At 63.8% G+C, this 19,978-nt stretch carries 17 protein-coding genes; 12 read left to right on the forward strand and 5 right to left on the reverse strand.

All coding sequences use genetic code 11. The features are described 5' to 3' along the window. Positions 1 to 60 precede the first annotated feature (60 nt). The gene (locus CUJ90_RS02025; RefSeq protein WP_114161862.1) at positions 61 to 1,026 is read left to right on the forward strand and encodes an alpha/beta hydrolase; all 966 of its coding nucleotides are present in this window, start codon (positions 61 to 63) and stop codon (positions 1,024 to 1,026) included. On the opposite strand, the gene CUJ90_RS02030 is transcribed toward CUJ90_RS02025, so the two are convergent. Beyond that, positions 996 to 1,838: an EcsC family protein gene (locus tag CUJ90_RS02030; protein ID WP_114161863.1), complete on the reverse strand. Its 843-nt coding sequence runs from the start codon at positions 1,836 to 1,838 to the stop codon at positions 996 to 998. The genes CUJ90_RS02025 and CUJ90_RS02030 overlap by 31 nt on opposite strands. 138 nt (positions 1,839 to 1,976) lie before the next feature. Between CUJ90_RS02030 and CUJ90_RS02035 the strand changes: the two genes are divergently transcribed. Both CUJ90_RS02035 and CUJ90_RS02040 read left to right on the forward strand, forming a co-directional pair. After that, positions 1,977 to 3,572, forward strand: a complete 1,596-nt coding sequence (locus tag CUJ90_RS02035; protein ID WP_073432560.1) for an MDR family MFS transporter — start codon at positions 1,977 to 1,979, stop codon at positions 3,570 to 3,572. Between the two features lie 31 nt (positions 3,573 to 3,603). Continuing rightward, entirely contained in the window at positions 3,604 to 4,110 is a 507-nt protein-coding gene (locus CUJ90_RS02040; protein ID WP_114161864.1) for a MarR family winged helix-turn-helix transcriptional regulator, read from the forward strand. Between the two features lie 85 nt (positions 4,111 to 4,195). On the opposite strand, the gene CUJ90_RS02045 is transcribed toward CUJ90_RS02040, so the two are convergent. Next, complete coding sequence (locus CUJ90_RS02045) at positions 4,196 to 5,473, reverse strand: amino acid deaminase (protein ID WP_073432562.1); 1,278 nt, start codon at positions 5,471 to 5,473, stop codon at positions 4,196 to 4,198. Between the two features lie 146 nt (positions 5,474 to 5,619). Here CUJ90_RS02045 and CUJ90_RS02050 point away from each other — a divergent pair, with 146 nt between their 5' ends. The 3 genes from CUJ90_RS02050 to CUJ90_RS02060 all read left to right on the forward strand — a co-directional run bounded on the left by CUJ90_RS02050 (position 5,620) and on the right by CUJ90_RS02060 (position 8,451). Further along, positions 5,620 to 6,510, forward strand: a complete 891-nt coding sequence (locus CUJ90_RS02050; RefSeq protein WP_073432563.1) for a MurR/RpiR family transcriptional regulator — start codon at positions 5,620 to 5,622, stop codon at positions 6,508 to 6,510. A gap of 3 nt (positions 6,511 to 6,513) precedes the next feature. Next, on the forward strand, positions 6,514 to 7,995 hold the full coding sequence (locus CUJ90_RS02055) for an N-acyl-D-amino-acid deacylase family protein (protein WP_073432564.1): 1,482 nt from the start codon (positions 6,514 to 6,516) through the stop codon (positions 7,993 to 7,995). 69 nt (positions 7,996 to 8,064) lie between these two features. Beyond that, positions 8,065 to 8,451, forward strand: coding sequence for a RidA family protein (locus tag CUJ90_RS02060; protein WP_073432565.1), 387 nt, complete (start codon positions 8,065 to 8,067; stop codon positions 8,449 to 8,451). 60 nt (positions 8,452 to 8,511) lie between these two features. Here the strand turns inward: CUJ90_RS02060 and queF are convergent, their stop codons facing one another. From queF to ilvA, 3 genes are read right to left on the reverse strand one after another with little or no spacing between them, the layout of a single operon-like run. Next, a complete protein-coding gene (queF, locus tag CUJ90_RS02065; RefSeq protein ID WP_073432566.1) occupies positions 8,512 to 9,336 on the reverse strand; it encodes an NADPH-dependent 7-cyano-7-deazaguanine reductase QueF in 825 nt (274 codons plus the stop codon). After that, on the reverse strand, positions 9,333 to 10,235 hold the full coding sequence (locus CUJ90_RS02070) for a 5'-nucleotidase (RefSeq protein ID WP_073432567.1): 903 nt from the start codon (positions 10,233 to 10,235) through the stop codon (positions 9,333 to 9,335). The genes queF and CUJ90_RS02070 overlap by 4 nt, the downstream gene beginning before the upstream one ends. A gap of 23 nt (positions 10,236 to 10,258) precedes the next feature. After that, entirely contained in the window at positions 10,259 to 11,782 is a 1,524-nt protein-coding gene (gene ilvA / locus CUJ90_RS02075; protein WP_114161865.1) for a threonine ammonia-lyase, biosynthetic, read from the reverse strand. Between the two features lie 502 nt (positions 11,783 to 12,284). Here ilvA and CUJ90_RS02080 point away from each other — a divergent pair. The 6 genes from CUJ90_RS02080 (at position 12,285) to CUJ90_RS02105 (ending at position 19,965) form a co-directional block, all read left to right on the forward strand. Continuing rightward, positions 12,285 to 16,379, forward strand: a complete 4,095-nt coding sequence (locus CUJ90_RS02080; RefSeq protein ID WP_073428290.1) for a DUF3683 domain-containing protein — start codon at positions 12,285 to 12,287, stop codon at positions 16,377 to 16,379. Positions 16,380 to 16,413: 34 nt separating this feature from the next. Beyond that, complete coding sequence (locus CUJ90_RS02085; RefSeq protein ID WP_073428289.1) at positions 16,414 to 16,842, forward strand: HIT family protein; 429 nt, start codon at positions 16,414 to 16,416, stop codon at positions 16,840 to 16,842. An 84-nt stretch (positions 16,843 to 16,926) separates the two neighbouring features. Next, positions 16,927 to 17,340, forward strand: coding sequence for a gamma-butyrobetaine hydroxylase family protein (locus tag CUJ90_RS02090; RefSeq protein WP_073428288.1), 414 nt, complete (start codon positions 16,927 to 16,929; stop codon positions 17,338 to 17,340). Between the two features lie 66 nt (positions 17,341 to 17,406). Further along, the gene (gene ubiE / locus CUJ90_RS02095; protein ID WP_073428287.1) at positions 17,407 to 18,138 is read left to right on the forward strand and encodes a bifunctional demethylmenaquinone methyltransferase/2-methoxy-6-polyprenyl-1,4-benzoquinol methylase UbiE; all 732 of its coding nucleotides are present in this window, start codon (positions 17,407 to 17,409) and stop codon (positions 18,136 to 18,138) included. Between the two features lie 38 nt (positions 18,139 to 18,176). After that, complete coding sequence (locus CUJ90_RS02100; protein ID WP_114161866.1) at positions 18,177 to 19,166, forward strand: Tim44 domain-containing protein; 990 nt, start codon at positions 18,177 to 18,179, stop codon at positions 19,164 to 19,166. A 154-nt stretch (positions 19,167 to 19,320) separates the two neighbouring features. Beyond that, positions 19,321 to 19,965, forward strand: coding sequence for a ubiquinone biosynthesis accessory factor UbiJ (locus tag CUJ90_RS02105; protein WP_114161867.1), 645 nt, complete (start codon positions 19,321 to 19,323; stop codon positions 19,963 to 19,965). Positions 19,966 to 19,978 lie beyond the last annotated feature (13 nt).

The raw sequence follows: 19,978 nt of genomic DNA on the forward strand, positions 1-19,978 counted from the left end.
CATCGCCGCAACCGCGAACGCACGTACCATGAAGGGACACTATCGAAGGAGCGTGTCCCGATGAGTTGGCAAAGCGCACTCGCCTGCTGGATTTTGCGCAGGCAGTTTCGGCCAGAAACCCTCAAGCCATGTATCGATGTCGAGAGAGCGCGGGCGTTGACCGCCAAGCGCGTCTGGTCACCGCGGGTTCCCGCCGGCTGGCGTCTGCGAGAGTTGTACGGCCCGCATGACCGGCCGCTGCGCGGGGAGTGGATAGAGCGCGCCGGCGGCAAACCAGCGCCTAGCGCTGAACCGACCGTACTGTATTGCCACGGCGGCGGCTATTACTTCTGTTCGCCGCTCACGCATCGTTCGCTAGTGTTCGGTCTTGCAACGCGCGCCAACGCTCCGGTCTTTTCGCTCGACTATCGCCTTGCACCCGAACATCCTTTCCCTGCGGCGCTTGACGACGCCACTGCGGCCTATCGCAAGATAATCGCCGATGGCGTGCCGCCCGAGTCGATTGTGATCGCGGGCGATTCCGCGGGCGGCGGCCTCGCACTCGCCACGTTGATCGCGCTTCGCGACGCCGGCGATCCCATGCCGGCCGGTGGTCTACTGTTCTCGCCGTGGACCGATCTGGCCGCTGCCGGCGCGAGTATCCGCACCAACGACAGTCGCGATCCGATGTTTTGCGGCGCCGCGATCGAGCGGGCCGCGAAGGTCTATCTCGGCGACACGCCGGCCACGCATCCGTACGCTTCGCCGGTTTATGCCGAACTGCACGGTTTGCCACCGCTCTTCATCATGGCGGGCAGCACCGAGGTGTTGCTGGACGATTCGCGACGCGTTGCCGACAACGCGCGCGCGGCGGGCGTCGACTGCGAATTCGAGGTATGGAAGAAGATGCCGCACGTGTGGCCGCTGTTCACGCCGTTCATGCCCGAGGCGAATCGCGCGCTCGACGGCGCCGCGGCCTTCGTGCGGCGCGTCACGAACCGCGCCACGAACGCCGCTCAGCCGGCGAGCGCGATGTCGATCGTCTGATAGGCGGCCTCGACCGTTTCGTGGCCGTACTGCCTTTCCAGCCGCCGCACGGTGAAATGACCGTGCGCGACCTGCTGGAAGTGGTCGATGAACACCGTATTGACCATCGCGCCGAGCACGGCGCCGATCGCCGGAATCGACTTGGCGGCGATCTGTTCGCTCACCTGCACAGAAAAACGCGCGGTAATCGTATGAAGCAGGCGCAGCAAGGCTGCGGAACCGTGCGCGGTGAAACCCTTGGTCGCGATTTCAGATGACGCTTTCGACACCGCCTGCGCCAGCGCGCCGCGCATGATGAAGTAACCGAAGTCGGCGTCGTCGTCGGCAGTGGACGTGCCGCCCATGCCCAGCACCGTCAGACACTGCAGTTGCGTATCGATCGAGGTCAGGTCTTCGCCCTCGCTGCGCGCGATATCGCAGATCGAGCGGAACATGAGCGTGGTCGTGATCGGCAACTCGACGGGCAGCGCGAACAGGCCGAAGGCGCCGCCGGCGGCGCCGGTGGTCGCCACAGCGAACTTGTGCAGCAGGTTGCTCGGCTTGTCGGGCGCGGCGAGCGGCGCAGCGCTGTCTTGCCGCCCCAACGTGCGCAGCGCGATCGCGAGGCACTTGCGCAATGCCAGTTCCGTTGCATCGGCGATCTTTTCGTTGGCGAACGCCGGCATGCGCGCGAGCAGTTTCTCCAGCGGCGCACCGACGATACTCGCCAGCTTCATCGCCAGCGCGGGGCTTTCCAGCTCGTGTTTGGCGCGCCGCAGCGCGTTCAGGTCTTCGTCCGATAAGGATTGTGCTGCGAGCGAACTCTGCTCCATATGCCTCCCTGGCATCATTTGTTGACTATTTGCGGTCGATAGTCCGTTCAGCGACGGCCTGCGCACGGTCCAGCTTAGAGCATGGCCTCGTGGTATGATTCCCCATCATTTGACAAGTCAACTGTTGCGTCCGCAAAAATGGCTGTCCATACCGCTGCCCACCATTCGAGTGGGCAAGTCTTACCTTTCCGCGAATCGCTGCTGGCAATGCTCGGCATTTCCTTCGTCACGATGCTGGTCGCGCTCGACCAGACCGTGGTCGGCACCGCATTGCCCACGATCGTCGCCGAACTCAAGGGCTTCGAACTCTACGCATGGGTCGCCACGTCGTATCTGCTGACCTCGGTGATCACGGTGCCGATCTTCGGCCGCCTTGGCGACTACTATGGACGCAAGCCCTTCGTGATCGCGTCGATCGTCGTGTTCACGGGCGCGTCGGTACTGTGCGGCGCCGCCGACAACATGCTGTTCCTCGTGCTGGCGCGCGGGCTGCAAGGCATCGGCGGCGGCATGCTGGTCGGGACGGCCTTCGCTTGCATTCCCGACCTCTTCCCCGACTCGGTCGTGCGCCTGCGCTGGCAGGTGTTGATGAGCTCCGCATTTGGGATCGCGAACGCAGTGGGGCCGTCGCTCGGCGGTTTCCTCACGCAGTATTACGGCTGGCGCTCGGTGTTCTATGTGAATCTGCCCGTCGGTCTGCTGTCGCTATTTTTCGTCTGGCGCTTCCTGCCGCATCTGCGGCATGTCGAGCACGAAGGCAAGATGCGGCTCGACTGGCCGGGCGCGGTGCTGATCGCGGTGGCGCTCGGCTCGCTGCAACTCTTCGTCGAATTGCTGCCGAAGCACGGCGTCACGTTCAGCGCGTTTGCGCTGCTTGCGTTGAGCATCGCTTCGGCCTACGCGCTGTGGCAGTGGGAAAAGCGCTGCCCGACCGCGATCCTGCCGGTCGACATGTTTCGCAACCGCAGCCTCGCCGCGCTCTTCACGCTCGCGGTGCTGGGCGGCTTCACGATGTTCTCGCTGCTGTTTTACGCGCCGTTGCTGTTCCAGGGCGGCTTCGGCATGTCGCCGAAAGAAGCGGGGTTCGTCATCACGCCGCTCGTCGTGTTCATCACGATCGGCAGCATCGCCAACGGGCGCATCGTTTCTCGCGTGCGCAACCCGAATCTGATGCTATACGTCGGCTTTGCGCTGGTCGCGCTCGCGTGCCTCGGCATGGTGGTGGCGACGCGTTCCATGCCGCAATGGCTACTGATGTCGTTCATGATGGTCGGCGGCCTCGGGCTCGGTTTCGTGATGCCCAACCTCACGATCTTTGCGCAGCAGACGGCCGGTCGCGAACATCTCGGCATCGCCACGGCGCTGCTGCAGTCGTTGCGGATGATCGGCGGCATGATCGGCACGGCGCTCACCGGCACGCTGGTGAGCCACATGTACGCAAGCGGCGTGCGCAGCGCGCTGGAAAACGATCGCGCATCGCAATGGTTCGCCGATCTGGGCGATCCGCAAATCCTGATCAATCGTGACGCGCAAAGCGCCGTGCTCGGCCAGTTGACGCATGCCGGCCACGACGGCGCGATGCTGCTCGAAAGCGCGCGCGAGGCGCTCGTCGCGGCGATTCATCTGGGTCTCGCGCTGGCGGCGATCATCGCCGTGGTGTCGGTGTGGCAAAGCCGCCGCGTTCCGCCGATCAAGCTCCAGCGCAAGCTCGAGCCGGTGGTTCACGCGGACTGATTTTTTAGACTTACCGTTTTACTGACAAATCATGGAAGAACAGGACCGCGTCGCCGTCATGCAGCAATTCGGCCGCACTTATCGGGCGTTCATGTCGGCATTCGAGGCGCACGTCGGCCACCCGTTGCCGCGCTGGCGCATTCTGCTCGCGCTGCACGAGCAGGCGGGCGAGTCGTCGCAGAAGCGGCTGGTCGAGCGCTTGCGGGTCGATCCGGGCGCGCTCACGCGGCAGTTGAAAACGCTGGAGGGATTAGGCTGGATTGCGCGCAGCATGGATACGCGCGATAACCGCGTGACCAACGTGCGCTTGACCGAAGCGGGACTCTCGGCAACCGAAGCGAGCCTGCCGCGTCGCAATGCCTTTTTGCACGACACGATGGCCGCGTTGCCGGACGACGCGCTGAGCGCGCTGTCCGGCGCGTTGAAGATGCTGGAAGCGCGGATCGGTGAAGTGGCGGCGACGGCCGGCGTTACCGATCCGGCTGGTTCTTCTCAGGTGTCTGAAGCGGCGGTGAACAACGAGGGATCGCCGCGATAACCGGCGCGATCGCGACTGCATCAGGCGGTCGGCGACAACCGCGCGGCGCGCCACGTTGCCGTGAAACGCGCCGTTCTCGTCAAGATCAGAAGAACGTCTCGATCACTTCCGTGACCCGATACGACGGATCGACCACCAGCACCTGGCGCCACTTGTCGAACGTCAAGCACGGGTGCGAGATGTCGAACGCGATCATGTCGCCCACTTTGAGATCGGCGCCTGCGGGAATCCGCAGATAGGCGTGCTGGTCCATCAAGCCGAAAATCTCCCAGCCTTCGCTCGCCGCGATGTCGCGCGGCGCTTCGTTGCCCGGACGATAGTGGCGCGCCGGCTCCGGCATGCCGGCGTCGAACGCGGAGTCGCGCTTGCCCAGACCGATGATCGCGCGATCCGGCTCGGGAATCGACTGCACGTACGCCCATAGTTGCAACGCGGGGAGCAAGCCTTCGCCCATTTTCTTCGCGACCGGATTGCGCGCAAGGATGTCTGTCTGCGCCTTGCGGTAGATGCCGACGTCATGCGTCAGATAGCAGCCGGGACGTAGCACGACCTCGACCTTACCGGCTTCCGAGGCCTTCACGAATTCTTCCGCGACCACGTCGTACCACGCCGACCCCGCGCCGGACAACACCGCCGGCGTGCGAGCAAACCTCCCTTCGTCGACGAGTTTGCGCGTGAGCGCGACCGCGCTTTGCAGGAACGCGCGCACTTCGTGCTCTTCCTTCAACACGCCTTCGTACAACTCCACACCGGCGAGCTTCAATATGTTCGGATAACGCGCGATCGCGGAGAGCACCGCGTTGCGCTGTGCTTCGTCGCGCACGCCGGTGCGGCCGCCCGGCACACCGAGTTCGAGCAGCACCTGCAGCGGCTTGCGCACCGACGTGAAAAACTGGCCCAACTGATCGACGCCTTCAACCGAATCGACGAGGCAGAAGAATTCGAAATCCGGATCGCTCAGCAACTCGGCGACCATCATCATGTTGCGGCGGCCGACCAGTTGATTGGCCATCAAAATGCGCGAGACGCCGCCGTGATACGCCGCGCGCACCTGGTGCGCGGTGGCGAGCGTGATGCCCCACGCGCCGGTTTCCAGTTGACGCCGGAACAGTTGCGGCGCCATGGTGGTCTTGCCGTGCGGCGCGAGCTTGACGCCGTATTCCGCGACGAACGCCTGCATCCACTTCAGGTTGTGTTCCACGCGATCCGCGTATAGCACCGCGGCGGGCAGGCTCACGTCTTCGTTCAGCAGATTCCACTCGAGGCGCGCTGCATCCGTGAGCTGGATGCTGGTGCCCGGCACCATGCCGAGACCTTTGCTATAAGGATCAATCGTTGCGCCCTGATAGTTTGTAACTTTCATGTCACCCAGCTCCATCGTCCGGTTAAATTGAATCAGATTTGACTTTATCATGTTACCGAAAGTACGATGGATGAAGAAATGTTATTTAGTACCACGGCTTTGCGCCGGCTCGATATGAGCCGGTGCGCGGCCTTCCACGCTCTGCAATGAACTCAACCGCCGAACCGCTCGCTTTCGACATCGTCGCGCGCATCGCCGAATGCGCGCCGGAATTGCGCTCGGCCGAACGCAAGGTCGCCGCGCTGATTCTCGACGATCTCACCGGCGCGTCGCGCGCCAGCATCGGCGCGCTCGCACAGCAGGCGCAGGTGAGTGTCGCGACCGTCACGCGCTTTGCCAAGGCGGTCGGTTGCCGCGACGTGCGCGAACTGAAACTGCGGCTCGCGCAGGCCGCGGCGGTCGGCCAGCGGTTTCTGCAACCGGGCGGCGCCGTCGGCGCGCCCGAGCCGATCGCCACCCGCGTGTTCGACGAATTGCAGACCGCGCTTGCGCATAACCATCAGTTGCTGCGCCAGGCGCCGCTCGGCGAAGCGGCCGCCGCCTTGCGCGCGGCGCGCATGATCTACGTATTCGGCATGGGAGGCGGCTCGACCGCCCTGGCCGACGAAATGCGCTTCAGGCTGGTGCGTCTCGGCCGGCCGGTCGCGACCTATCAGGACGGCTTGTTGCAGCGCATGGTCGCCAGCACCGTATCGCGCGACTGCGTGGTGCTCGCGCTGTCCACCACCGGGCGCGTGCCCGAGATGGTCGAGAACTGCAAGATCGCGCGCAGCTACGGCGCGACCGTGATCGCGCTGACCGCGCCGGCCTCGCCGCTCGCGAAGCTTGCGGAATGGGTGATTCCGATCGTCGCGTTCGAGACCGATTTCATTTACAAGCCGTCGTCGTCACGTTACGCGATGATGATGGCGCTCGATGTGCTCGTCACCGAGCTTGCCGTCAGTCAGGGTGACGAGAGCCGCGAATTGCTGCGCCGCATGAAGCACGCGCTCGACGCGCACCGCGGCGGCGGCGATCGACAACCGTTAGGAGACTGATCCATGCATTCGCATCCTGAAGCCGCCGACACACTGATCGTTGGCGCGCAACTATACGACGGCACGGGCGCGCCGCCCGTCGAGCGCGACGTCGCGATCCGCGACGGCCACATTGTCGCGATCGGCAATCTGTCGAACTGGCTCGCCGAAGAGGTGATCGAGGCCAACGGCCGTGCATTGGCGCCCGGTTTCATCGACGTCCATACGCACGACGACACGCACGTGATCCGCTCGCCGCAAATGCTGCCGAAGATCACGCAGGGCGTGACGACGGTGATCGTCGGCAACTGCGGCATCAGCGCCGCGCCGGTTTCGCTGAAGGGCGATCCGCCCGATCCGATGAATCTGCTCGGCGAGCGCGACGCCTTTCAATACCCGACTTTTGCCGCTTACGTCGAAGCGGTGAACGCCGCGCGCCCGGCGGTGAATGTGGGCGCGCTGATCGGCCACACGGCGTTGCGCAGCAATCAGATGGACCGGCTCGATCGCGCGGCCACGCCGCAAGAAATCGAAGGCATGCGCGCTCAGTTGGAAGAGGCGTTGTCGCACGGCGCGCTGGGTTTGAGTTCGGGTCTCGCCTACGGCTCGGCCTTCGCTGCGCCCACCGAGGAGGTGATGGCCTTGGCCGAACCGCTCGCCGCCGCCGGCGCGCTGTACACGACGCACATGCGCACCGAATTCGACGCGATTCTCGACGCGATGGACGAAGCGTATCGCGTGGGACGTCACGCGCACGTGCCGGTGGTGATTTCGCATCTGAAGTGCGCGGGTCCGTCGAACTGGGGACGCAGCGAAGAAGTGCTGAAGTCGCTGGAAGGCGCGCGCCGCATGCAGCCGATCGGCTGCGACTGCTATCCGTACAACCGCAGTTCATCGACGCTCGATCTGAAGCAGGTGAGCGGCGACATCGACATCACGATCACATGGTCCGAGCCGCATCCCGAGATGGCCGGCAAGCTGTTGAAAGAGATCGCCGCCGAGTGGAGCATCACGCAGCAGGAGGCGGGCAAGCGTCTGCAGCCCGCGGGCGCCGTCTATCACAACATGTCCGAGGAGGACGTGCGGCGCATCCTGTCGCATCCCGCGACGATGGTCGGCTCGGACGGCTTGCCGAACGATCCGTTGCCGCATCCGCGCCTGTGGGGCGCGTTTCCGCGCGTGCTCGGCCACTATTCGCGCGACGCCGGCTTGCTGCCGCTCGAAGAGGCGGTGCGCAAGATGACCAGCTTGTCGGCGCGTCGCTTTGGTCTCGCGCAGCGCGGCGAGGTGCATATCGGCTATCACGCGGACCTGGTGTTGTTCGATCCCGCCAAGGTGCGCGACGCGGCGACGTTCGAGAAGCCGCAGCAGGCGGCGGACGGCATCGACGCGGTGTGGGTGAACGGCGTGTTGTCATACCGCGACGGCGAAGTCACGGGCGAACGCGCAGGCAAATTCGTGGCGCGTGGCGCGGCGTCGAAAGGCGACGCGCACGGCGCATTCTGATTTTTTGATGGATCGAGGCGCGCGGCGGTTTTGCCCGTCGCGCGCGAACCTTTTGTGAGGAGTTGGACGATGAAGCGATATGGCGTTGAAGGCGGGAAGGGAACGGGCGGTCAGCATATGCCGTTTGCCCGGGCAGTCGAAGCGGATGGTTGGCTGTTCGTTTCTGGACAAACGCCGATGGAAAACGGCGAGGTGATCAACGGCGGGATCGTCGAGCAAACGCACAAGGCGATTCAGAACGTGTTCGCGATTTTGAAGGAAGCCGGCTATGGCGCGGAGCATGTCGTCCGCTGCGGCGTGTGGCTGGACGATCCGCGCGATTTCGCGTCGTTCAACAAGGTGTTTCGCGAGTACTTCGGCGACAATCCGCCGGCGCGGGCTTGTGTCGTTTCCTCGATGGTGATCGACTGTAAGGTCGAAGTGGATTGCGTGGCTTATAAAAAGCCATCGGCGTAAAGCTTTCCTCGTTCGCCGCGAGCATGGATCATCGCCCGCGGCGCGCGAGACATTGACAGGCTACTGCCGGGCGAGCCGCATATTGTCCGGCATCGGCAAGTTGTAATTGGTGCGGAACGGATTGATGTCCAGCCCGCCGCGCCGCGTGTAGCGCGCATATACCGCGAGTTTCACAGGCTTGCACGCCTTGAGCACGTCGATAAAAATCTTCTCGACGCACTGCTCGTGAAAGCCGGTGTGATTCCGATACGAGATGATGTAGCGCAGCAAGCCCGCGTGATCGATCTGCGGGCCAATGTAATGAATCTGCACGCTGCCCCAATCGGGCTGCCCGGTCACGGGACAGTTGGACTTCAGCAGATTGGAAAACAGCGTTTCCTCGACCGGCGCTTCATCCAGCGCCGCCTTCAGCAACGAAGCATCCGGCTGATAAACGTCCGTATCCAGATCCAGCCGATCCAGCGACAAGCCCTCAAACTCTTCCATCTGCAACTTGCCGAACTCGTAAGGCGCCGTTAGATGAACGGAAACCGTTGCGCCGCAAGAAGCGGACACGTCTCGCTTGATCGTCTCCCGCACCGCGTCCATCGACTCGAAAGCCGTCTGCGCGAATGAGCCGAGATACAGCTTGAACGATTTCGACTCGACGATATTCGGCGAATCGGCCGGCACGAAAAAAGTCGCCACTGCGATCTGCGGCTTGCCGCGCGCGTTCAGCCAGGAAAGCTCATAGGCATTCCAGATATCGGTGCCGAAGAAGGGCAATGGCGCACTGATGCCGATCGCCTCGCGCGCATTGCCGCGCGCGATCGGGAACAGCAGCGAAGCGTCGTATTGTTCGGTGTAAGCGGAAGGCTTACCCAGCGGTGACTGTTCAGGTGTCATGATGCGTTCACGATGCCACTCAGCACGTGCCCCGTCGCCGTCACGACGCGGGCCGATTCGCAATGGCCGATTTGGTCGTCGAAGAAAAAGTCCGGCTCGAATTCGCGCAGGAATGCGCTCTTGTCGAGGCCGCCGAGGAACATCGCTTCGTCGATTTCGATGTTCCACGCCATCAAGGTGCGGATCGCGCGCTCATGTGCGGGGGCCGAGCGCGCCGTCACCAATGCGGTACGAATATGCATGGGCGCGGCTTCGTCCGCGAGTTTTTGCAGCCGGTGCAGCGCTTCGAGCAGCGGCTTCAACGGCCCGTCCGCGAGCGGCAGGTTTTTGTTGTGAATCTCGTGTCCAATGAATGCGCGCAAGCCATCTTGCTGGAACACGCGTTCGGCTTCGTCAGAAAACAGCACGGCGTCGCCGTCGAACGCAATGCGGATTTCGTCGGGATACTTGCTCGCCATTTTCGCCGATTCGGGCAGGACGCGCGCGGCCGGAAAACCAGCGGCGAGCGCGTCGCGCACGTCGTCCTGATTCGCGGACAAAAACAGCGACGCGTTCAGCGGCTTCAGATAGCCGAACGGCGCGCGTCCGCGTGTGAACACGCCGCGCTCGATCGCCAACCCGTGTTCGCGGCACGAATGAAACGCGCGCAGTCCGCTGATCGGATCGCTGCGCGACAGGATCACCACTTCCACGCGATGCCCGCCGGCGTTCAGCGCCAGCAGCTTGCGGATCAGCGGAAACGCTACGCCCGGCTTGGCGGGCACGGTCAGGCGGTCGCGCTGCAGCGCTTCATATGCTTGCAGATCGCCTTCCTCGTACACGCGGTTCTCTTCCTCGAAGTCGAACAGCGCGCGCGACGAGATTGCCACCACCAGTTTGTCGACAAGCGAAAGAGCCATCTGCGCGTTTCAATCCCAAAAGATCAGGCGAGGAATAAGCGGTACACCGGATTGCCGGTCTCTTCCCAATACGGATACCCCAGCGTCGCGAGAAAGCGTCCGAACTCGCTGTTCTCGCTGTCGGGCACCTGAATGCCGACGAGAATCGAGCTGTAGTCCGCGCCCTGGTTGCGATAGTGAAAGAGGCTGATATTCCAGTTCGGCGCCATCGACGACAGGAACTTCATCAGCGCCCCCGGCCGCTCGGGAAACTCGAAGCGGAATAGCCGCTCGTCGTGCGCGAGCGGCGAGCGGCCGCCGACCATGTAGCGGATGTGCTGCTTCGAGAGTTCATCGAAGGTCAGGTCGACAGTGGCGAAGCCGTGCGCTTCAAAGGCGCCCGCGATCTGCGCGGACTCGCTGCGGTTGCGGATCTGCACGCCGACGAAGATATGCGCCGAGCTCGCGTCCGCGATCCGGTAGTTGAACTCGGTGACGCTGCGCGTGCCGACCAGTTCGCAGAAGCGCCGGAAGCTGCCGCGCTCCTCGGGAATCGTCACGGCGAACACCGCCTCGCGCGCTTCCCCCACTTCGGCGCGCTCGGCCACGAAGCGCATGCGGTCGAAATTCATGTTCGCGCCCGACGTGATCGCGACCAGCGTCTGGTTCTCGATGCCTTCGCGCTCGGCATACTGCTTCGCACCGGCCACCGCGAGCGAGCCGGCAGGTTCGAGCACGCTGCGGGTGTCCTGGAACACGTCCTTGATCGCCGCGCACAGCGCGTCGGTGTTCACGAGCAGCACGTCGTCGAGATACTCGCGGCACAGGCGGAAGGTTTCCTCGCCCACCAGCTTCACCGCGGTGCCGTCCGAGAACAGGCCGACCTCGTTCAGCGTGACCCGCTCGCCGGCTTTCAGCGACGCGGCCATCGCGCACGAATCGTCGGTCTGCACGCCGATCACCTTGATCTCCGGGCGCACCGATTTCACGTACGCGGCGACGCCCGCCGCGAGTCCGCCGCCGCCGATCGGCACGAAGATCGCGTGAATCGGTCCCTGATGCTGGCTGAGAATTTCCATCGCGACGGTGCCCTGGCCGGCGATCACATACGGATCGTCGAACGGATGCACGAAGGTCAGGCCGCGCGCTTTCTGCAGCGTCAGCGCATGCGCGTACGCATCGCTATACGACTCGCCCGACTGCACCACCTCGACGGTCGGCCCGCCGTGCGCGCGCACCGCATCGACCTTCACCTGCGGGGTGGTGACCGGCACGACGATGATCGCCTTCACGCCCAGCCGTGCCGCCGACAGCGCCACGCCCTGCGCATGATTGCCCGCCGACGCGGTGATCACCCCACGCTCCAGCGCCTCGGCCGGAATGTGCGCCATCTTGTTGTACGCGCCGCGCACCTTGAACGAGAACACCGGCTGGTTGTCCTCGCGCTTCAGGTAGACCGGATTGCGCAGGCGCGCCGACAGATTCGGCGCGCGTTCCAGTTCGGTCTCGCGGGCCACGTCGTAGACGCGTGCGGTCAGGGTTTTCTTCAGGTAGTCGTGGGAAGCCATGCGGGTGGCGCGGTGCGCTTTATAAGACGGGAAAGGACCAATGATAGCGCCAACGGCGTGCGCTCCGGCTTCCGCGCGGCGGTCGGAGCCGCGCCCCGAGCGCCGCCTGACCGCCCGGTTGGTCAATTGGCCATATGCACGAAGGCGCGTGTGTTAGTGACGAAAACCCGCCAAGCCCCGCCACGCCTCCGATTTCAGCCGTCAACGCGCGGCGGGATCATGCGGTAGAATTCCATTTTGGAATAAGGATCGGAAGATGCACTGGCAGCCTCGGATCGCCCATTCGATGCCCATCCCGCGTGAGTGTTGCCCCGCGGCGGAGCGTCACGCCCGCCGGGCACGATCGTGTAGCTGCATCTGAGCGCCGTGAAGCGATCGATGTGAGGAAACCGTCGGTTGCGCTTCGCTCCACTAGAAATTTTCCAGCATTGCGCCCCACGCGCACCGTCAGCCGACGCCTTCCACCTGAGCGCGGCCGGTTGACCCACCGAGTCGTCCGAACATGAACGCACCTCAAGTATTCGATCCGCACGGGGCCGCCGCCGCGGTGGCCGCCGATCCCGAAGCGCGTCTGCGCGAAATTCCCTATAACTACACGTCCTTTTCCGACCGCGAAATCGTCATTCGTCTGCTCGGCGACGACGCCTGGGCGGCACTGGCCGAACTGCGCGCGGAGCGCCGCACCGGCCGTTCGGCACGCATGCTTTACGAAGTGCTCGGCGACATCTGGGTCGTGCGTCGCAATCCCTACCTGCAAGACGATCTGCTCGACAACCCCAAGCGCCGGGCGATGTTGATCGAAGCGCTGCATCACCGTCTGTCTGAAATCGAAAAGCGCCGCCGCGCCGATCTGGTCGAGCATGGCGACGAAGCGGGCGTCGACCGGGCCGCTCGGGTCGAAACCCTGGTCGAGGCCGCGCGCCGCGCCGTCGACGACTTCGAAAGCGAATTCCAGAAAACCTACGATCTGCGCCGCCGCGCGACCAAGGTGCTGGGCCGCGTCACCGAAAAAGACAACATCAAGTTCGACGGTTTGTCCCGCGTCTCGCATGTGACGGACGCCACCGACTGGCGCGTCGAGTACCCGTTTGTCGTGCTCACGCCGGATACCGAAGCGGAGATCGCCGGCATGATCAAGGCGTGTTTCGAACTCGGTCTGACTGTGATTCCGCGCGGCGGCGGCACTGGCTACACGGGCGGCGCGGTGCCGCTCACGCCGTTTTCGGCCGTCATCAACACGGAAAAGCTGGAACAACTGGGCGCGGTCGAGATGACCGAACTGCCGGGCGTCGAGCGCAAGGTGGCGACGATTTTCTCCGGTGCGGGCGTCGTCACGCGCCGCGTGACCGAAGCGGCCGAGCAGGCCGGCTTTGTGTTCGCGGTCGATCCGACCTCGCTGGATGCGTCCTGCGTCGGCGGCAACGTCGCGATGAACGCGGGCGGCAAGAAAGCGGTGCTGTGGGGCACGGCGCTCGACAATCTCGCCTGGTGGCGCATGGTCGACCCGGAAGGGAACTGGCTCGAAGTGACGCGTCTGGACCACAACCTCGGCAAGATTCACGACATCGAAGTCGCGCGTTTCGAGCTGAAATGGTTCGACGGCAACTACGCGCCGGGCGAGAAGCTGCTGCGCACGGAGGCGCTCGACATCAAGGGCCGCGTGTTCCGCAAGGAAGGTCTCGGCAAGGACGTCACCGACAAATTCCTCGCCGGTCTGCCGGGCGTGCAGAAGGAAGGCTGCGACGGGCTGATCACGTCCGCGCGCTGGGTGCTGCACAAGATGCCGGCGCACACGCGCACCGTCTGCCTCGAATTCTTCGGCCAGGCGCGCGACGCGATCCCGAGCATCGTCGAGATCAAGGACTATCTGTTCGAAACGTCGAAGCAGGGCGGCGCGATTCTGGCCGGCCTCGAACACCTCGACGAGCGCTATCTGCGCGCGGTCGGCTACGCCACCAAGAGCAAGCGCAACGCGTTTCCGAAGATGGTGCTGATCGGCGACATCGTCGGCGACGATGCGGACGCGGTCGCGCAGGCCACCTCGGAAGTCGTGCGCATGGCCAACGGCAAGAGCGGCGAAGGCTTCGTCGCGGTCAACGCCGAGGCGAGGAAGCGTTTCTGGCTCGACCGCAGCCGCACCGCCGCGATCGCCAAGCACACGAACGCGTTCAAGATCAACGAAGACGTGGTGATTCCGCTCGACCGCATGGGCGAGTACACGGACGGCATCGAGCGCATCAATATCGAGCTGTCGATCAAGAACAAGCTGCAACTGGTCGACGCGCTCGAAGCGTTCTTCAAGGCCGGCAAACTGCCGCTCGGCAAGAGCGACGACGCCAACGAAATCCCGAGCGCCGAACTGCTCGAGGATCGCGTGCAGCAAGCGCTCGATCTGTTGAAGCGCGTGCGCACGCGCTGGGAATTCCTGCGCGACAAGCTCGATCTCTCGTTGCGTGAAGCGCAGCACTACCTGGTCGGTCTCGGCTACGAAGCGCTGGCGGAGAAATTCGCCGATCGCGCGGACGCGCAGCCGGACGCCACCGTGTTTCACGTCACGCAAGACCGTACGATCCGCGTGTCGTGGAAGCAGGAGATTCGCGCCGAACTGCGGCAGATCTTCAACGGCGGCGAGTTCAAGCCGATCCTCGACGAAGCCCAGGCGATCCACAAGCAGGTGCTGCGCGGCCGCGTGTTCGTCGCGCTGCACATGCACGCGGGCGACGGCAATGTCCACACGAACCTGCCGGTCAACTCCGACAACTACGAGATGCTGCAGGACGCCCACACGGCGGTCGCGCGCATCATGAAGCTGGCGCGTTCGCTCGACGGCGTGATTTCCGGCGAGCACGGCATCGGCATCACCAAGCTCGAATTCCTCACCGACGACGAGATCGGCGAATTCCGCGCGTACAAGCAGCGCGTCGATCCGCATGGGCGCTTCAACGCCGGCAAGCTGCTCGCAGGCGCCGACCTGCGCAACGCCTATACGCCGAGCTTCGGGCTGATGGGCTATGAATCGCTGATCATGCAGCAGTCCGACATCGGCGCGATTTCCGAGTCGATCAAGGACTGCCTGCGTTGCGGCAAGTGCAAGCCGGTGTGCGCGACCCACGTGCCGCGCGCGAACCTGCTGTACAGCCCGCGCAACAAGATTCTCGCCACTTCCTTGCTGGTCGAGGCGTTCCTGTACGAAGAGCAGACGCGCCGCGGCGTGTCGATCAAGCACTGGGACGAATTCAACGACGTCGCCGATCACTGCACCGTCTGTCACAAGTGCGTGACGCCGTGCCCGGTGAAGATCGATTTCGGCGACGTGACCATGAACATGCGCAACCTGCTGCGCAAGATGGGCAAGAAGAAGTTCAATCCGGGCAACGCGGCCGGCATGTTTTTCCTGAACGCGACCAATCCGCAGACGATCAACCTCGCGCGCACCGCGATGATGGGCGTCGGCTACAAGGCGCAGCGCCTCGGCAACGACCTGCTGAAGAAGTTCGCGAAGAAGCAGACGGCGCACCCGCCGGCCACCGTGGGCAAGCCGCCGGTCACCCAGCAGGTGATCCACTTCATGAACAAGAAGATGCCGGGGAATCTGCCGAAGAAAACCGCGCGCGCGTTGCTGGATATCGAGGACAACAAGATCGTTCCGATCATCCGCAATCCGCAAACGACCAACGCCGACACGGAAGCGGTGTTCTACTTCCCCGGCTGCGGCTCCGAGCGGCTGTTCTCGCAAGTCGGGCTGGCGACCCAGGCCATGCTGTGGGAAGCCGGCGTGCAAACAGTGCTGCCGCCGGGTTATCTGTGCTGCGGCTATCCGCAGCGCGGCTCGGGCCAGTTCGACAAGGCCGAGCAGATCGTCACCGATAACCGCGTGCTGTTCCACCGCGTCGCGAATACGCTGAACTATCTCGACATCAAGACGGTGGTGGTGTCGTGCGGCACGTGTTACGACCAGCTCGCCGGTTACGAATTCGAAAAGATTTTCCCCGGCTGCCGGATCATCGACATCCACGAGTTCCTGCTGGAAAAAGGCATGAAGCTCGAAGGCGTGAACGGCGTGCGCTACATGTATCACGACCCGTGTCACACGCCGATCAAGACGATGGATCCGGTCAAGCTCGTCAACGAACTGATGGGCTCGGAGAAAGATGGCTACAGGATCGAGAAAAACGATCGCTGCTGTGGCGAGTCCGGCACACTGGCCGTGACTCGGCCTGACATTTCGACGCAGGTGCGCTTTCGCAAGGAAGAGGAAATCCGCAAGGGCGCGGCGAAGCTGCGCGGCATTCCGCTGCTCGCGGAAGCCGGCGCGAACGCGATCAATCCGGTCAACGCATCGGCCGGCTCGGCGGGCGCGCCGAACGGCTCCGTGCTGAAGGCCGGCGACGGTCCGCAGCCGAAGGGCGCCACCGACGTGAAGATCCTGACGAGCTGCCCGTCCTGCCTGCAAGGCCTGTCGCGTTACAACGAAGACGCGAATATCGACGCGGATTACATCGTGGTCGAGATGGCGCGTCATGTGCTCGGTGAAAACTGGATGGCCGATTACGTGCAGCGGGCGAACAATGGCGGAATCGAGCGCGTGCTGGTTTAATGCAAGCACTGACGATTTTTGCCTGAGGACGACGATGGATTGCGTTTTTTGCCATGAAGATGGCGGCGATGTGCTGTGGCAGGACGACACCTTGCGCGTCGTCCTCGCCGACGAACACGATTATCCGGGCCTTTGCCGGGTGATCTGGAACAGGCATGTAGCCGAGTTTTCCGATCTCGACGGAAGCGACCGCGATCGCGTGATGAAGGCCGTTTATGCGGTCGAACGCGCGATGCGGCGCATCCTTCAGCCGGTGAAGGTCAACCTGGCGAGCCTCGGCAACCAGGTGCCGCATGTGCACTGGCATGTGATTCCGCGTTTTTCGAACGACGCGCATTTCCCGCTGCCCATTTGGGCGCCACGCCAGCGCACGGTGTCCGAAGCCATGCTGTCGTCGCGCCGCGCGCAAGCTACCTTGTTGCGCGAAGCCGTGCGGCAGGAAATCGAACAAGCGCTTGGCTGAGCGCCCCGTAACCTGCCGCTACGCGCCAAGCTCCGCGACGGGGCGACATCTTGGGGCGGCCCGGCGTTTTCTTTTGAGGCCATCATGAGCGGACTGACCCCCGATACACCGGTGCCGACCGGCGTCGTCCTGCATTCGAAATCGCGCGTGCTCGAATTGCAGTATGCAAACGGCGAATCGTATCGCCTGCCGTTCGAACTGCTGCGCGTGTATTCGCCTTCGGCGGAAGTGCAGGGTCACGGGCCCGGCCAGGAAACGCTGCAAACCGGCAAGCGCGAGGTGACGATCACGATGCTCGAAGGCGTCGGCAACTATGCGTTGCAGCCGACTTTCTCGGACGGCCACGCCACCGGCATCTATTCGTGGGATTTGCTGTACGACATGGCGGTCCGCCAGGATGAACTCTGGCGAGCCTACCTCGCCAAACTGGAAGCCGCCGGAGTCGACCGCGATACGCCGATGGTTCCAGCCGGCGCTGCGCACGGGCATTGTCACTGATACGATTCGCCCCATCGCCGCACTGATGCGGCGCAACATTTCAGAATACGCGAAAGGACGAGCGCGATGAGCAAAACCCACTTCGGCTTTCAATCGGTCGACGAACAGGAAAAGGCGCAGAAGGTGGCGGGCGTATTCCACTCGGTTGCCGCTAACTACGACCTGATGAACGACCTGATGTCGGGCGGATTGCACCGGGCGTGGAAGATGTTCACGATCGCCCAGGCCAACGTGCGGCCGGGTTTCAAGGTGCTCGACATTGCGGGCGGCACGGGCGATCTGTCCAAGGCGTTCGCGAAGCAGGCGGGCGACACGGGCGAGGTGTGGCACACCGACATCAATGAATCGATGCTGCGGGTGGGCCGCGACCGCCTGCTGGACAAGGGCGTGATCACGCCGGCGCTGCTCTGCGACGCCGAAAAAATCCCCTTTCCGGACAATTACTTCGACGTGGTGACCGTGGCATTCGGCTTGCGCAACATGACGCATAAGGATGTCGCGCTGGCGGAAATGCGCCGCGTGTTGAAGCCGGCGGGCCGTCTGCTGGTGCTGGAATTCTCGAAGGTATGGGACCCGCTCAAGAAGGTCTACGACGTCTATTCGTTCAGAGTGTTGCCGTGGCTCGGCGACCGCTTCGCGAAGGACGCCGAGAGCTACCGCTATCTCGCCGAGTCGATCCGGATGCACCCGGACCAGGAAACCTTGAAAACAATGATGGAACAAGCGGGCCTCGATGGCGTCAAATATTACAATTTGTCAGCTGGCGTGGTAGCTTTACATGTGGGGACCAAATACTAGGGTTCCTAACCCATCGATTTTTAAAGGAAAGTACGAAAATGTCCGATTCAGGTGTGTCATCTCCCCGTAAGGTGTCGAGGTCGTTGGTGAGAAGAATCGGACTGATCGCAATGGTCGGTCTGATCATGGCCGGCTCGCTCGCCTCGCTCGACGCGGAAGCTCGCCGCATGGGCGGCAGCCGCAGCATCGGCCGTCAGTCGAATACCGTTCAGCAACAGCAGGCGGCGCCGACCCAACCTTCACCGACCAATCAGGCTACGCAGCGTGCCCAGCCGGCCCCCGCGCCTGCGGCGCCGGCCCCGCAGCCCAACCGGTCGCGCTGGCTCGGGCCGATCGCCGGTCTGGCCGCCGGTCTCGGCATCGCGGCGTTGCTGTCGTACTTCGGTCTGGGCGGTGCGTTCGCCAGCGCCATGGCCAACATCATCGTGATTGCCTTGATCGCGATGATCGCCATCTGGTTGATCCGCCGCTTCATGGGTCGCAAGCGCGATGCGGCGCACCCGGCCTACGCGGGCGGCGCGCCGACTCTCAATTCGGGCGGCACCGGCTACTCGCAGGAACCGCGTTACACCGCACCGCCCACCGGCTCGTACCTCGAACCGCAAGGCAATCCGTTGACCACGCCGTCCATCAACGCTGTGCCCGCCGTGCCGGCCGGCTTCGATTCGGAAGCGTTCCTGCGCAACGCCAAGGTGTATTTCGTGCGGCTGCAAGCCGCATGGGACGTCGGCAACATGGACGACATCCGCGAGTTCACCACGCCCGAAATGTTCGCTGAAGTGAGGGTCGATCTGTCTTCGCGCGGTGCAGAGCCCAATCAGACCGACGTGGTGCAGCTGAACGCCGAACTGCTCGGCGTTGAGGAGCGCGCGAACGAGTACTTCGCCAGCGTGCGCTTCTCCGGCTTGATTCGCGAGGCACCGGGTGCGGCGGCGGAACCGTTCGTCGAAGTCTGGAACCTGTCGAAGTCGAACCGGGCCGGCGAAGGCTGGCTGCTGGCCGGCATCCAGCAGGTTGCGCAGCACTGAGGCGCGAGCAGGGAAGAGCCGAAGCGGTAGGGCTTAGCCCTGACTTTGCACAAAGCGTTGGCCGTTTGGCATAGCGAGCCGCGAAGCGAACGGACGTTACAATAGGAACCCGCGTGGGCACCTCGCCCGCGCGGGTTTTTTCTTGCCACTTTCAATGACCCTCGCCGCCAAGCCTTTCGCTGCTGCTGTCAATCATCTGCTCGCCCGCGAATCGTGGGCTCGTGAGCGCCTCGCCCCCTACGCGGGCAAAACCGCCAGGCTGACGTGCGCGCCAGTCGTGCTGATGTTGCTGGTGCAGCCGGATGGTTATCTGAGTGCGGTCGGCGAAACCGAGGCGCAACGGTTCGATGTGACCATTTCGGTGCCGTCCGATGCATTGCCGGCCTTCGTGCAAGGCGGCCAGGCCGCCGTGATGAAGCACGTGAAGATCGAAGGCGACGCGGAGTTCGCGCAGGTGATAGCCAAACTCGCCGAGCATCTGCGCTGGGAGCCCGAAGAAGATCTTGCCAGGCTAATCGGCGACGGTCCTGCATGGCGGGTTGCCTCGGTCGTGCGCTCGGTCGGCCAACACGTGCAGCGCACCGGGCGCAATCTGCTCGACACGGCCGCCGAATATCTGCTCGACGAGAACCCGCAACTGGTGCGCCGCGTTGCGCTGGAAGACTTCAATGTCGAACTGGCGCGCGCGCGCGATGCCCTGGCGCGTGTGGAAAAGCGCATCGAGCGTCTTCAACAGAAGGTCGAAGCCCGCGGCGCAGATGCGCCAGGCGGCGCCGCCACGTCGCGCGGCACGCGCTAGTCACTGGGCACAA

This window comes from Paraburkholderia terricola, assembly GCF_003330825.1.
GTDB lineage: Bacteria > Pseudomonadota > Gammaproteobacteria > Burkholderiales > Burkholderiaceae > Paraburkholderia > Paraburkholderia terricola.

Coding starts and splice junctions, on each gene's coding strand:
- CUJ90_RS02055 (WP_073432564.1), top strand. CDS start 6,514: ATGCATTCGCATCCTGAAGCCGCCGACACACTGATCGTTGGCGCGCAA.
- CUJ90_RS02035 (WP_073432560.1), top strand. CDS start 1,977: ATGGCTGTCCATACCGCTGCCCACCATTCGAGTGGGCAAGTCTTACCT.
- CUJ90_RS02085 (WP_073428289.1), top strand. CDS start 16,414: ATGGATTGCGTTTTTTGCCATGAAGATGGCGGCGATGTGCTGTGGCAG.
- CUJ90_RS02040 (WP_114161864.1), top strand. CDS start 3,604: ATGGAAGAACAGGACCGCGTCGCCGTCATGCAGCAATTCGGCCGCACT.
- ubiE (WP_073428287.1), top strand. CDS start 17,407: ATGAGCAAAACCCACTTCGGCTTTCAATCGGTCGACGAACAGGAAAAG.
- CUJ90_RS02070 (WP_073432567.1), bottom strand. CDS start 10,235: ATGGCTCTTTCGCTTGTCGACAAACTGGTGGTGGCAATCTCGTCGCGC.
- queF (WP_073432566.1), bottom strand. CDS start 9,336: ATGACACCTGAACAGTCACCGCTGGGTAAGCCTTCCGCTTACACCGAA.
- CUJ90_RS02045 (WP_073432562.1), bottom strand. CDS start 5,473: ATGAAAGTTACAAACTATCAGGGCGCAACGATTGATCCTTATAGCAAA.
- CUJ90_RS02100 (WP_114161866.1), top strand. CDS start 18,177: ATGTCCGATTCAGGTGTGTCATCTCCCCGTAAGGTGTCGAGGTCGTTG.
- CUJ90_RS02030 (WP_114161863.1), bottom strand. CDS start 1,838: ATGGAGCAGAGTTCGCTCGCAGCACAATCCTTATCGGACGAAGACCTG.
- CUJ90_RS02105 (WP_114161867.1), top strand. CDS start 19,321: ATGACCCTCGCCGCCAAGCCTTTCGCTGCTGCTGTCAATCATCTGCTC.
- ilvA (WP_114161865.1), bottom strand. CDS start 11,782: ATGGCTTCCCACGACTACCTGAAGAAAACCCTGACCGCACGCGTCTAC.
- CUJ90_RS02025 (WP_114161862.1), top strand. CDS start 61: ATGAGTTGGCAAAGCGCACTCGCCTGCTGGATTTTGCGCAGGCAGTTT.
- CUJ90_RS02080 (WP_073428290.1), top strand. CDS start 12,285: ATGAACGCACCTCAAGTATTCGATCCGCACGGGGCCGCCGCCGCGGTG.
- CUJ90_RS02090 (WP_073428288.1), top strand. CDS start 16,927: ATGAGCGGACTGACCCCCGATACACCGGTGCCGACCGGCGTCGTCCTG.
- CUJ90_RS02060 (WP_073432565.1), top strand. CDS start 8,065: ATGAAGCGATATGGCGTTGAAGGCGGGAAGGGAACGGGCGGTCAGCAT.
- CUJ90_RS02050 (WP_073432563.1), top strand. CDS start 5,620: ATGAACTCAACCGCCGAACCGCTCGCTTTCGACATCGTCGCGCGCATC.